At 40.6% G+C, this 13,583-nt stretch carries 9 protein-coding genes; 3 read left to right on the plus strand and 6 right to left on the minus strand.

Annotated features, from left to right (window positions below; translation table 11 throughout):
- Positions 1–337: 337 nt before the first annotated feature.
- From WJP93_RS06445 to WJP93_RS06465, 5 genes are all read right to left on the minus strand, one after another.
- Complete coding sequence (locus WJP93_RS06445; RefSeq protein ID WP_262536870.1) at positions 338–979, minus strand: hypothetical protein; 642 nt, start codon at positions 977–979, stop codon at positions 338–340.
- A 31-nt stretch (positions 980–1,010) separates the two neighbouring features.
- Positions 1,011–2,219, minus strand: a complete 1,209-nt coding sequence (hemW, locus tag WJP93_RS06450) for a radical SAM family heme chaperone HemW (protein WP_337547366.1) — start codon at positions 2,217–2,219, stop codon at positions 1,011–1,013.
- Positions 2,220–2,223: 4 nt separating this feature from the next.
- Entirely contained in the window at positions 2,224–4,038 is a 1,815-nt protein-coding gene (lepA, locus tag WJP93_RS06455) for a translation elongation factor 4 (protein ID WP_337547367.1), read from the minus strand.
- Positions 4,039–4,119: 81 nt separating this feature from the next.
- Positions 4,120–5,310: an acetate kinase gene (locus WJP93_RS06460; RefSeq protein WP_066561506.1), complete on the minus strand. Its 1,191-nt coding sequence runs from the start codon at positions 5,308–5,310 to the stop codon at positions 4,120–4,122.
- Between the two features lie 137 nt (positions 5,311–5,447).
- On the minus strand, positions 5,448–6,473 hold the full coding sequence (locus tag WJP93_RS06465; protein WP_227100883.1) for a peptidoglycan recognition family protein: 1,026 nt from the start codon (positions 6,471–6,473) through the stop codon (positions 5,448–5,450).
- 169 nt (positions 6,474–6,642) lie between these two features.
- Here WJP93_RS06465 and WJP93_RS06470 point away from each other — a divergent pair, with 169 nt between their 5' ends.
- From WJP93_RS06470 to argH, 3 genes are all read left to right on the plus strand, one after another.
- Positions 6,643–7,122: a GtrA family protein gene (locus WJP93_RS06470; RefSeq protein ID WP_337547368.1), complete on the plus strand. Its 480-nt coding sequence runs from the start codon at positions 6,643–6,645 to the stop codon at positions 7,120–7,122.
- A gap of 62 nt (positions 7,123–7,184) precedes the next feature.
- Positions 7,185–10,169 (plus strand): YfhO family protein, encoded by a 2,985-nt coding sequence (locus WJP93_RS06475; RefSeq protein ID WP_337547369.1) that lies wholly within the window; start codon positions 7,185–7,187, stop codon positions 10,167–10,169.
- Between the two features lie 23 nt (positions 10,170–10,192).
- On the plus strand, positions 10,193–11,569 hold the full coding sequence (gene argH / locus WJP93_RS06480; RefSeq protein ID WP_337547370.1) for an argininosuccinate lyase: 1,377 nt from the start codon (positions 10,193–10,195) through the stop codon (positions 11,567–11,569).
- Between the two features lie 112 nt (positions 11,570–11,681).
- On the opposite strand, the gene thrS is transcribed toward argH, so the two are convergent.
- Positions 11,682–13,439 carry a threonine--tRNA ligase gene (gene thrS, locus WJP93_RS06485; protein WP_337547371.1) on the minus strand — a complete coding sequence of 586 codons (1,758 nt, stop codon included), beginning with the start codon at positions 13,437–13,439 and terminating at the stop codon, positions 11,682–11,684.
- Positions 13,440–13,583 lie beyond the last annotated feature (144 nt).

The following is a 13,583-nucleotide window of genomic DNA, read 5'->3' on the forward strand; positions in this document are numbered from 1 at the left end:
GCATCTCTATTCCCAGTATCATATATATAATTTTAAAAGAATCCTTCTTTTTCTTGTGGGATTTACTCATTCTTCTATTACTGCAGCGTTCTCACTGCACTCCTTTCCATTCTTTATGGGAATTTCCCCTTCGATACCAGATTGCATCAGATTTCTGACCTTTTGACACTGGTATCATCTTATCACATTATAAAACAGCAGGCATAATTTTACAAGATCTTTCTCTGAAATGTCAAGCATGAAAGTTACAGTTCACGGAACGCCCATTCGCAAAACTATAATATTAAAAAAAATAAGCATCTATTTCGTTTCCAAAATAAACGCTTACTTTTTTACATTACATCACCTTTAAAACGGCCTGTACAATCCATGTAACTCCAACGAATGTAATTGCGCCAAACATCAGATATACTGTACGGATCGGCATTGACGTTCTCCATAAATGTCTTTCATCTATAATATCTGTGATAAATTTCATCTCTGACTCGGAAAGCTTTGACTTATCAAGTGTCATGATCTGCTCATCTTTTTTTGTACACAGAACAATTTCTTCCTTGCGGTTATATGCGCCAAGTACCTGAGACCACTCATACTTGCGTTCTTCCTGTGCCTCAATACGATAATTTACGATCTGCTCTTTTGTGATTCGTATATGCTTACCTGTCTTTTTTAACCACTCTTCGTTTTTAGAAGCTCTCTTGAAACGACTGATATGATTATAATTCATATAGACAACAAGAACAAGTAATACAAAGCCCATACCGCCGTTGATAATGGCTGTGTTGTTTGTTCCCGTCAAAATCTGAGGGAGTGCTGATGATATCATTAACATAGAAAATGCATACATAACAGCTGTCAGAAACACATAGCTTTTCTTTCTGCAGTACATATTCCATATCGACATCTCGTAGAATTTTTTTCCGTCCAGCAAAACGGAACAATCGACCTGATACATCTTTTCCTCTTTTCCGTGCTGCAAATCTCACAGCACCTTGTATTCTTCTGAAAAATCAGCCACAAAAATCAGCCATGATCCAATTTGCGACCTCCATGCCTTTAAGCGTGAGCGCAACATGTGTCTCATCTGCTTTCATCATCCCCATCGCAGTATATTTCTTAACTACTTCCCCATATACTTCATTAAATGATTTGCCAAAGCGTTCATAAAATGACGACAGTCTGACACCTTCTTTTGTGCGAAGACCAAGAAAGGCCATCTCCTCCATTTGTTCCTGCAAAGAAAGTATATCACATTCCGCAAAGCATTTGTCTAAAGACGACGGATCATTCCAGTCAATCTCTGAAAACGCTTTTGTATCAGTAATGACCTTCAAACGACAATAATCACCTGATGAATTTGTTTTCATATACGAAGCAGCACCTGTACCGACACCAAGATATTCTTCACAGTGCCAGTACTTTAAATTGTGTCTGCATACGCTTTCTGGCAATGCATAATTAGAAATCTCATAGTGCTCATAGCCAGCCTCACCTAAAAGTTTCCAGGTAAGTTCGTCCATCTGCACCACTTCATCTTCAGAAGGAAGCAATTTCGCGGCATCCTTTTTCTTCTTTTTGGAACAATCAGTTTCACCATACTCATCAAAAAAAGGTGTTCCCTCTTCGATGATCAGGCTATATGCTGAAATATGCTCCGGATGAAGTGCAAGCACACTTGTCAGCGTATTTTGATATGATAAAACTGTCTGACCTGGAAGCGCACTCATGATATCAATATTGATATTAGTAAAGCAGGCATTACGAGCCGCTTCAAAGGTATCTAAAAATTCTTCCCATGTGTGGATTCGCCCTAAAAGCGCCAGTTCCTCATTATCAGCTGACTGCAGTCCTATGCTTAGGCGATTGATTCCTGCTCTTTTGTATGCACAAAGCTTTTTTCTCGTGACAGTGCCAGGATTACATTCAGCAGTAATTTCAGCATCATCTGCAACATAAAAAGATTCTCGCACCACATCCATCAATGCCTGCATCTGATCAGATGATAATAAAGACGGCGTACCGCCTCCTATAAAAATACTGTCTACAATATAATGTTTCCCTGACTTTTTTTGTCTCAGACGTTCACCAATTGCTTTTATCTGACCATGCAGGCTTTTCAGATACGCTTCACGTTCTGAATCACATGCAGGTGCCGATAAAAAATCACAGTATCGGCATTTTCGCACACAAAAGGGAATGTGAATATAAAGACCAAGCATCCGATTACTCCTCATCAAGCTTGAGCACACTCATAAATGCCTTTTGCGGAATCTCTACGTTTCCGACCATACGCATGCGCTTCTTTCCTTCCTTTTGCTTTTCAAGAAGCTTCTTCTTACGGCTGATATCACCACCGTAACATTTTGCAAGGACATCCTTACGCATTGCACGAACAGTCTCTCTGGCGATAATCTTGCTTCCAATTGCTGCCTGAATCGGAATCTCAAAAAGCTGTCTTGGAATTTCATCCTTAAGCTTTTCGCACATTTTTCTTCCTCTTTCATAAGCACTGCCTGCAAATACAACAAATGAAAGTGCATCGACTGTCTCTTTATTTACCAGGATATCAAGCTTTACAAGCTCTGATTTCATATAGCCCTTTAATTCATAATCAAATGATGCATATCCTCTTGAGCGTGATTTAAGCGCATCGAAGAAATCGTAAATAATCTCATTTAATGGCAAATCATACTTTAATACAGCGCGGTTCTCCTCGATATATTCCATACCAAGGTAAATACCTCTTCTTTCCTGACAAAGATCCATTATGGCTCCTATATATTCACTAGTTACCATGATTTCTGCTGAGACAACTGGCTCTTCCATATGTTCAATTGCAGATGGATCCGGCATATTGGAAGGATTTGTCAGCTCCATCATTGTCCCATCTGTTTTATAAATATGGTACACAACGCCTGGTGCCGTGGTTACAAGATCAAGATTGTACTCTCGCTCAAGACGTTCCTGAATAATTTCCAAATGGAGAAGACCAAGGAAACCACAGCGGAAGCCAAAACCAAGTGCAATAGATGTCTCAGGCTCATACTGCAGGGAGGCATCATTTAGCTGAAGTTTTTCAAGCGCATCTCTAAGATCTGGATACTTTGCACCATCAGCTGGATAAAGACCACAGTACACCATTGGATTAACCTTTTTATATCCAGGAAGCGGCTCTGCTGCCGGATTGTCATTATTTGTTATTGTATCACCGACACGAGTCTCACGCACATTTTTGATGCTTGCTGTAATATAACCAACCATTCCTGCTGAAAGCTCATCACATGCAATAAACTGTCCTGCACCAAAATAGCCAACCTCAACGATCTCTTCTACTGCTCCAGTTGCCATCATTCGCACAGTATCGCCTTTTTTAACAGTTCCCTCCATAATACGGCAAAATACGATAACACCGCGATATGAATCATACTTTGAATCAAAGATCAATGCTTTAAGCGGTGCGTTCGGATCTCCCTTTGGTGCTGGAATTTTGTGAACTATTTCCTCTAAAACGGCTTCGATATTTATTCCATTTTTTGCTGAAATGCGCGGTGCATCCTGCGCCTCTATGCCAATAATATCTTCGATCTCAGCCGCCACACGGTCTGGATCTGCACTTGGCAAATCAATCTTATTGATAACTGGAAAAACATCCAGATCATGATCTAACGCTAAATACACATTCGCCAATGTCTGTGCCTCAATTCCCTGTGCAGCATCGACAACCAAAATGGCACCGTCACAAGCTGCGAGGCTTCGTGACACCTCATAATTAAAATCGACGTGTCCAGGTGTATCAATCAAATTGAAAATATACTCCTCCCCGTCATTGGCCTTATACATGGTACGCACAGCCTGTGACTTTATGGTTATGCCTCTCTCTCTCTCAAGATCCATATTGTCCAGAACCTGTTCCTGCATCTCTCTGCTGGTCAAAAGGCCTGTCTTTTCAATAATACGGTCCGCTAACGTGGACTTTCCGTGGTCTATATGCGCAATAATACAGAAATTGCGAATCCTGCTCTGTTCTGATAATGACAATTTGTAACCCAACCTTTCATAGAAACAAGCAGCAGCTGCCTTTGCAGCTGCTGCCTGGTAGTGTTTGCTCGTTGTGCCAGATTATACCAGCGCAACAGTCTCTCTTGCGATTGCCAACTCCTCATTTGTCGGAATTACTGCAACCTTAACCTTAGAAGCTGGAGTAGAGATCATTGTATTCTCGCCTCTTCTCTTATTTGCCTCATGGTCAACCTCGATGCCAAGGTAAGTCAGACCGCTTAAGATCTTCTCTCTTGCATTTACATCATTCTCACCAACACCTGCTGTAAATGCAATTGCATCTACACCGTTCATAGCAGCAACGTATGCACCGATGTACTTGATTACGCGGTAGATAAATGCCTCGTTTGCTGCCTTTGCTCTCTCGTTTCCTTCATTTTCAGCCTTTGTAACATCACGGAAGTCACTGGAAACACCAGAAATACCAAGAACACCAGACTTCTTATTTAAGATATTTAATACCTCATCAACAGTCTTATTCTCTTTGTTGCAGATATACTGAACAACAGCCGGATCAACATCACCACTTCTGGTACCCATGATCAGACCTTCCAGAGGAGTCAGACCCATACTTGTATCTACACACTTACCGCCAATTGATGCAGAAATACTTGCACCGTTTCCTAAATGGCAAACGATAACCTTGCAGTTCTCTGGATTAAGGTTTGCAAACTTAATAGTCTCCTTAGATACGAAGCTGTGGCTTGTTCCGTGGAAGCCATAGCGACGAATGCCGTACTTTTCATAATACTCGTATGGAATTGCATACAGATATGCCTTCTTTGGCATGCTCTGTCCAAATGCAGTATCAAATACTGCTACCTGCGGTACACCTGGCATAGCTGCCTCACATGCTTCAATACCAATCAGGTTTGCTGGATTATGAAGAGGTCCGAGATCGAAGCACTCTCTGATTACTCTCTTAACATCCTCATTTACAACGATAGAATCGCTGTATACCTGACCTGCGTGCAGAACGCGATGGCCTACTGCTGAGATTTCCTTGATATCGGTGATTACACCGTGATCCTTATCTGTCAGTGCATCCAGCACAAGCTTTACAGCAATCTGGTGATCCTTCATCGGAGACTCTACTACATAGTCTTCCTTTCCAGTTGGCTTATGAGTCAGCTTAGAACCTTCAATACCGATTCTCTCGCAAAGTCCCTTTGCCAGTACCTCCTCCGTCTGTGAATCAATCAGCTGATACTTCAGAGAAGAACTGCCGCAGTTAATAACTAATACCTTCATAATTTATCTCCCATCTGCTGCCCATGCAGCGTTTGTATCGTTGCTGTCCGTAGGGCAAACTGTCCCCAGACCGCAACAGGCTAATTCTATTCTACCGCGTTTCAAAAAGGTTGTAAAGTACAAAGTTGCCCGAAAGTTTACTGAATATTTGGATTTGCATAATAATAATCTGCTATATCCTGCTTCAGCTTATTCCATGCATCCTCATGCTCCACATAATAAAGCGGACAATATTTTCCATCACAGTCGAAATGGCGAATCACATGATCCGGTGTCAGACCTTTTTGCTGTAAAAGCCACGCTGTAAGCTTTACAAGTGTATTGTATGTAGTATCTGAAAACTTACCTGTCTCATCTGGATGACACACTTCGATTGAAATCGTATCTGGATTTCTTGAACGAACTGCATATGCCATCTCATTAAGTGGAAGACACTGTACTACCTCACCATCAAGCCCTACAATCAAATGTGCACTTGCCTGGCGGCCGGCACCTTCTACAGCCGGATTATCAAGTGAATCAAAATAATCCCTGTTTGCCTTTGCAGAGCTTCCCGGATTTGCCACATAATGAATTGCAATATCATTTACAGCATCAAGGGCAATTGCTGGTCTTGACACATTATTAATATGGATCAAATCAACAGTAATCCAATCTGGAATAACAATACCAGACGGATCAATGACATGCTGCGCTGTATCAACTGCATTTACTGTCGCAGCAACAGATTCTGCCGGCTGACTTTGCGTCAGCTGTACCTGCTCTGTTTCACCAACTGTCTCCAACTGATTTGTCTCTTGAATCTGTTCCTGTGTAGTTGGCACAGTAGCTTTCACTTCTGGTTCATTTGCCTCTTCAATTTGCCCGCTTGTTATCTCCTCCTGTGAGGTCTGCACAGGCATTGTTTGAAGCTGTTTATCATCTTTTTTATTGCAGGATCTAAAAAGAACTGCTATCACAATCAAAGCAGCAACTACAATCACTGCTGCTATAAACCGCTGCTTCAATGCTTGCTTTTTCTGCTGCAGACGGCGTTCTTCACGCTGTTTTTTTTCATATTGTATGCGACGCTCCATGTCATAAGTGCCATCAGCTTCCTTAGCACGTCTTTCGGCATTGCGCCTTTGATTTTCAAATGCTTTCTTGCGTTCTTGTTCTGTCATATTTTTTACCTTTCATATAGAGGAAAGAAAAAGATTTACTTTTTTCTAATCCTATATTACAATAAGAATGCCGTGTTGTTTACATATATACGCCGGCCAAATGGTCAAACGCATTATTTATTATATGCGAATTTGAATCATCTGTAAAGTAAAAAGGAGCACATTTAATATGAAAGACAAAATCATGAACTTTCCACTGATTCGTTTTATAATCAATCTTAGAATCTGTCAGTGGGCTGCCAATAATCCTGTTTTGTCGCGTTTTTGCAACTACGAAGTCATTAGCTACCTTGTCTGTGGTGTCCTTACAACCATCGTCAGCTATGTAAGCTACTTTCTTGTCCGTATCTTTTCTGGAGTCTTGATTTCTCAATGTATCTCCTGGGTGCTCGCTGTTGCATTTGCCTACGTCAGCAACAAGATTTTTGTTTTCCTGTCAGATGACTGGTCTGTGCCTGTTTTAAAAAAGGAACTGATTCCTTTTTTAAGCTGCCGTATCTTTTCCTTTTTTGTCGATACTGCCTTCATGGAAATTACAGTCAGCCTTCTTTGCTGGAATGAACCGGCAATGAAACTGTTGTCTAATGTATTTGTTCTATTAATAAATTACATTGGCAGCAAGCTTCTTGTTTTTAAGAAAAGAAGCTAGTCACAGAATGATCAAAAAACAATGCTATCATAAAGATATATTTTTAAGAAAGGATTTGTGCTATGAATTTGAATTTTTCAAAAATCATGCCGCAGCAGGCACATTCGAAGCGAACATGGAAGGATCGTTTGCCTTATCTTCTGGCTTTTTTTATTCCAGTTCTTTCCATGATTATGATCTTTATCGGAAAGGAAATCTACCCATTTGGCGACCGTTCTTTTTTGCGTACTGACCTGTATCACCAATACGCACCGTTTTTTCAGGAACTAAAGGATAAGCTCGCAAACGGTGAAAGCTTGTTTTATACATGGGACATCGGTTTAGGTACAAACTTTATGGCAATCTTTGCCTACTATCTTTCTAGTCCGCTTAACTGGTTTTTGTTCCTGTGTCCAAGCTCACTTGTCATTGAGTTTATCACATATGGAATTGTATTAAAAATGGCACTCTCTAGTCTTACGATGACCTGGTATTTAAACAGACACAACCACACAAACAGCATCGCAGCTGCCTTTTTCGGCATCTTTTATGGCCTAAGCGGCTACATGGCTGCGTACAGCTGGAATATTATGTGGCTTGACTGTATGGTTTTGCTTCCTGTAATTTTCCTTGGTTTAGAGCGGCTAATCAACGATGATAAATGCTATCTGTATTGCATCAGCTTAGGACTTGCCATTCTCTCCAATTATTACATTGCAATCATGATCTGCATTACGCTTGTAATTTATTTTGTAATCTGCATGATTCTCGCAAAAGGAAAAAATTTTAATTACCCGAAAAAGATATTAAATTTTGGTCTGTTTTCCCTTTTAGCCGGCGGACTCGCAGGTGTTGTGCTTTTCCCTGAGATTGCAGCACTCTCATATACAGCTTCCGGCAACTTTAGCTTTCCAAAGGACTGGTCCTCTTACTTTTCTATGTATGACATGATTGCTCGTCATCTTGTTAATGTTGAGGTTGAAATCGGACTAAAGCATTGGCCAAATATTTACTGCGGAATTGGCATCCTGTTGTTTGTACCGCTCTATTTTATGAACAAAAAGGTTTCCTTCAAGGAAAAGATTTCTTACCTTTGTCTGATTATTTTCTTCTACTTAAGTTTTAGCACTAATGTGCTTAACTTTATATGGCATGGTTTCCATTATCCAAACTCTCTTCCGTGCCGCCAGTCCTTTATCTATATTCTGTTTTTGCTCGCGATGGGATATAAAGGCTTTCTTGGTTTAAAGGATCGCCCTAAAAAACAATACCTAGGCGTTTTGCTTGGTGTTGTCGCCTTTATCATTCTGACAGAAAAGCTAGAAGCCTCCTACACAGGAACAGGTGATGAACAGTATTATCTGTTCTCCTCATTCTATTTAAGTATTCTCTTTGTGGTAATTTATGGCATTTTAATTCATTTATACCGTTCAAAGGGCAAAAACTGGCGTATGCCTATTACTGTTGTTACACTTATCATTATTACTGCTGAAGCCACAATCAATATGTCGTATACAAGTGTTACAACAGTAGGAAGAACAACTTATAAGGAATATGATTCCAATGTACGCACACTTACCGCTGCTGCCGCAGCTGATGATGACACTGTATTTTACCGTACAGAGAAGGTGAACAATCGTACGAAAAATGATGGTGCATGGCTTGATTATCCTTCTGCATCGATCTTTTCATCAACAGCCTACGCTCATCTAACTTCTTTTTATAAGAAAATTGGTTTAGAGTCATCAACTAATGCATATGGAACTGCCGGCTCCACACCTGCTTCCAATATGCTCCTTGGCATCCGTTACTCTATATACACAGACAACGATCCAAAGCCAGAGGATACTTTGCTTAGAAGTTTCTATCAAAGCACAGACAATGTAGACCTCTACAAGAATACTTATGCACTGCCGTTAGGTTTTCTTGTCTCTAATTCATTAGAAGCAGATTGGGATTTAACAGCAGATGATCCTGGCATAAACTGGAACAATCTTGTTCATTCACTTGGTATTGCTGATGACTTATTTGTTTCGCTTGACGTGACAAACAACGGAACCACTAGCGTAAACGTTACAACAACAGAAGGCGGCTACTACTGCTTCTATTCTGCTAAATCGGGTCCTTCTAAAATTCGCATAAGCCATCATAATACATCAAAAACTTTTGACAATTTAAGCCGAAGCTTTTTTATGTCATTTGACTATCAGACCGACGGCTCACTCTTTACTATCACAAATGATGATTCTTCTAGTTCAACCATCATCAATTTGTCCGCATACCGTCTGAATGAGGATGTGCTAAAAGAGCTTTATGAAATTCTTGACGAGTCACCGATGGAAGTTACTTCCTACACAAGCACAAGTGTAGATGCAACTATTACTGCATCTACTGATGGACGCGTTGTAACAACAATTCCTTATGACACAGGATGGACTGTCACTGTTGATGGAAATACGGTTGATATGACAGCCTTTAAAGACACATTCGTCTCCTTCGAAATTTCTGAAGGTACACATACCATTCATCTTGATTACACACCAGATGGTTTTTATCTCGGTCTTGCAAGCACGCTTATCTGTATTATTTTACTGATTATGATTGCTGCACTGATTCACCTCTGGAAGAAAAATCAAGCAGATGAAGCTTCACTTAATGATCAGGAGGAAATTTCTGCTTCTCAGGCAACTGCTTTGGCTGATTCAGAAGATCTTGAAAATGATTTATCTGAACCTACAGATGGTACTTTAGATGATGAAACAGATAATGAAATCGAGACGGATGATTCAGTAATAGTTGAAGATGATGATCTATCTGATGAATTTTTTGAGGAAGATTCAAACGAACCAGAAAAACCTTCAGAAGAAGAACTTTCGGAAGAATTTTCAAATAAAGATTTTTCGAAAGAACTTTCAGATGAAATGCTTTCGAATAAAAATTTTTCAAAAACAGATGAAAAGCGTGATTCATCAGCGAAAAAAAATGTCAGCCTAGACAGTATTGAGCTTGATTTAACTCGCAGCCGTCACAATTCATTAAGCAAAAAAACAAACAAAGACAGTCAATAAGCTGTCAGAAAAGAGGATTGATTATGAAATTATGGGGTGGACGCTTCACCAAAGAAACTAATGAGCTTGTAAACCATTTTAATGCATCACTTCCATTTGACTGTCGCTTTTACGCACAGGATATTCGCGGCAGCATTGCACACGTGACTATGCTTGCAAAATCCGGCATCCTGACAAATGATGAGCGAGATCAGATCATCAGTGGTTTAACAGGTATTCTTTCTGATATTAACAATGGCACACTTACATTCGATGACGGAAGTGAAGATATTCACAGCTTCGTAGAAGCTCATTTGATTGAACGCATCGGAGAGGCTGGAAAGAAGCTTCATACAGGCCGAAGCAGAAATGATCAGGTTGCACTTGACATGAAGCTTTACACAAGAGATGAGATTGATGAGACTGATGGTCTTTTAAAAACTCTCCTTGAAGAATTGCTCACTATTATGAAAGCAAACCTTGACACCTTTATGCCAGGCTTTACTCACCTTCAAAAAGCTCAGCCAATTACACTTGCTCATCATTTTGGTGCATATTTTGAAATGTTTCGCCGTGACCGCAGCCGTCTGGCTGACATCCGCCGCCGCATGAATACATGCCCACTTGGAGCTGGCGCTCTGGCAGGAACCACTTACCCGCTTGACAGAGAGTACACTGCGTCTCTTTTGGACTTTGACTGCGCAACTGTAAACAGCATGGATTCTGTTTCTGATCGCGACTACCTGATCGAATATCTGGATGCACTCTCAATTATTATGATGCACCTGTCCCGCTTCTGCGAAGAGATTATCACCTGGAATACTAACGAGTATCAATTCGTCGATATTGATGATTCTTACAGCACCGGTTCTAGTATTATGCCGCAGAAAAAAAATCCTGATATTGCAGAGCTGATCAGAGGAAAGACAGGACGTGTTTATGGTGCTCTTGTGTCTCTTTTAACTACCATGAAAGGTCTTCCGCTTGCATACAACAAAGATATGCAGGAGGATAAGGAGATGGCATTTGACGCATTTGATACTGTTAAGGGTTGCATTGGTTTGTTCACAGGCATGATCGCCTCTATGACATTCCGTAAGGATCGCATGGAAGCCAGTGCAAAAAATGGCTTCACCAACGCTACAGATGCCGCTGATTATCTTGTAAATCACGGTGTTGCATTCCGTGATGCACATGGCATTGTTGGTCAGCTTGTTCTAATGTGTATTGATAAAAACTGCTCCCTTGATGAGCTTTCTCTTGACGCATATCGTTCCATCAGCCCAGTATTTGATGAGGATATCTATGACGCAATCAGCATGAAGACTTGCGTAGAAAAGCGTCTTACAAAGGGTGCTCCAAGCCGCACTTCCATGGAAGCGCAGATCGCTTTTTGCGAAAAATATCTGCTTGAGAACTAAATTGATTTTACTATAAGATCCTGAATAATTATGTTTTTTACAGAGAAAGGGCACGAATCTAAACTTGATTCGTGCCCTTTTTATACTTACCAGATGCTTCGATCTGTTTCTTTTATCTTACCTTATTTTTAATTTCTTCATGGATCTTCTCAACAAACTCATCAAGTCCAACTGTTGTAGTATCCATTTCTCCATGAAGTCTATAGGAGACTGACTTATTCTCCATTTCGTTAAATCCGATTACAAGCAGATACGGTACCTTCTGAACCTGACCTTCGCGCATACGATAACCAAGCTTTTCTGCTCTGTCATCTAACTCAACACGAACATTTCTATCCTCAAGATTCTCACAGATCTGTCTTGCATACTCCATGAGCTCCTCGTTATCTGTCTTAACAGGCATAACCTTTACCTGAACTGGTGCAAGCCATGTTGGCAGATTTCCCTTTGTCTCCTCAAGAATATATGCCATGAAACGGTCAAGAGATCCCAAAATTGCTCTATGCAAAACAACAGGAGTCTTCTTCTCGCCATCCTTGTCAATATAAGTCAGCTCGAACTTTGCCGGCAGGCAGAAATCAAGCTGGCAAGTGGACAGTGTATACTCGTTTCCAACAGCTGGCTTTACATTTACATCAAGCTTCGGACCATAGAAAGCAGCCTCACCAATCTCCTCTGTATACTCGATTCCAAGGTCATTCATAACGTCTCTAAGAGCATTTTCTGCCTTATTCCACATCTCATCATCATCATGATACTTTGTCTTATTTGCCGGATCTCTCAAAGACAAAACACAGCGATAATCTGTGATACCAAAATCCTTGTAGGTACTAAAGATCAGATCAACAACATTTGAGAACTCATCCTTGATCTGCTCTGGTGTTACAAAAATATGCGCATCATTCTGGCAGAAGTGACGGCCTCTCTCAATACCCTTTAAGGTTCCACTTGACTCATAACGGAAATCATGAGCAATCTCACCTATACGGATTGGCAGATCCTTATAAGAATGCATACGGTTTGCATAGATCATCATATGATGCGGACAGTTCATCGGACGAAGAACAAATGCCTCTCCATCTACTTCCATAGCTGGGAACATGTTCTCCTTGTAATGATCCCAGTGACCAGATGTCTTGTACAGATTAACTGTTCCAACACACGGTGTCATAACATGCTGATAGCCAAGCTTTCTTTCCTTATCCTTGATGTAGTTTTCAAGCTCCTGCCAGATTACATAACCCTTTGGAAGGAACATTGGAAGACCACGGCCTACCAGATCGTCTACCATGAACAAATTCATATCTTTACCGATCTTTCTGTGATCTCTCTCCTTAGCCTCCTCAAGAAGCTTTAAGTGCTCCTCTAATTCCTCAGCTGTCGGGAAACATACACCATAGATTCTCTGCAGAACCTTATTATTCTTATCTCCCTTCCAGTAAGCACCAGAATGCTTTAACAGCTTAAAGTAACGGCAAAGCTTTACATTGTCAACGTGAGGTCCGCGGCAAAGATCTGTAAAATCTCCCTGCTCATAGCATGTAATATTTCCATCTTCCAAATTGGAAATCAGATCAAGCTTATACTCATCATCCTTAAACATTTCCAGTGCTTCTTCCTTGGAAATCTCCTTACGGATAATCTTAAAGCCTCTCTTTGCGATCTTCTTCATTTCCTTCTCGATTGCAGCCAAGTCCTCTTCCTTAAATACGTGATCACCGAAATCAACATCATAATAGAATCCCTCTGCAACAACTGGTCCTACCCAGAATTTTGCCTGCGGATACAGATGACGGATTGCCTGTGCCATCAAATGTGCACAGGAATGATTCAATGTGTTTAATGCTTCGTCTTCTTTAAAGTTTACCATTTTGATCTCCTCTTATCTTTTTACATTTTATTTTCCATCGGTGACAGAGCAGGATACAGGAACATAAAGTTTAACTTGTGCAATAAAAAAACACCCTCAGGTATCTCAATACCTAAGGGTGCTAGCGCACGGTTCCACCTTATC

This window comes from Anthropogastromicrobium sp. (assembly GCF_037349415.1).
In the GTDB taxonomy this organism is placed as follows: Bacteria; Bacillota; Clostridia; order Lachnospirales; family Lachnospiraceae; genus Anthropogastromicrobium; species Anthropogastromicrobium aceti.

What these genes read in the sequence shown, in the direction of transcription:
- hemW (WP_337547366.1), bottom strand. Translation starts at nt 2,219, where the DNA reads ATGCTTGGTCTTTATATTCACATTCCCTTTTGTGTGCGAAAATGCCGA.
- WJP93_RS06470 (WP_337547368.1), top strand. Translation starts at nt 6,643, where the DNA reads ATGAAAGACAAAATCATGAACTTTCCACTGATTCGTTTTATAATCAAT.
- WJP93_RS06475 (WP_337547369.1), top strand. Translation starts at nt 7,185, where the DNA reads ATGAATTTGAATTTTTCAAAAATCATGCCGCAGCAGGCACATTCGAAG.
- WJP93_RS06465 (WP_227100883.1), bottom strand. Translation starts at nt 6,473, where the DNA reads ATGACAGAACAAGAACGCAAGAAAGCATTTGAAAATCAAAGGCGCAAT.
- WJP93_RS06460 (WP_066561506.1), bottom strand. Translation starts at nt 5,310, where the DNA reads ATGAAGGTATTAGTTATTAACTGCGGCAGTTCTTCTCTGAAGTATCAG.
- argH (WP_337547370.1), top strand. Translation starts at nt 10,193, where the DNA reads ATGAAATTATGGGGTGGACGCTTCACCAAAGAAACTAATGAGCTTGTA.
- thrS (WP_337547371.1), bottom strand. Translation starts at nt 13,439, where the DNA reads ATGGTAAACTTTAAAGAAGACGAAGCATTAAACACATTGAATCATTCC.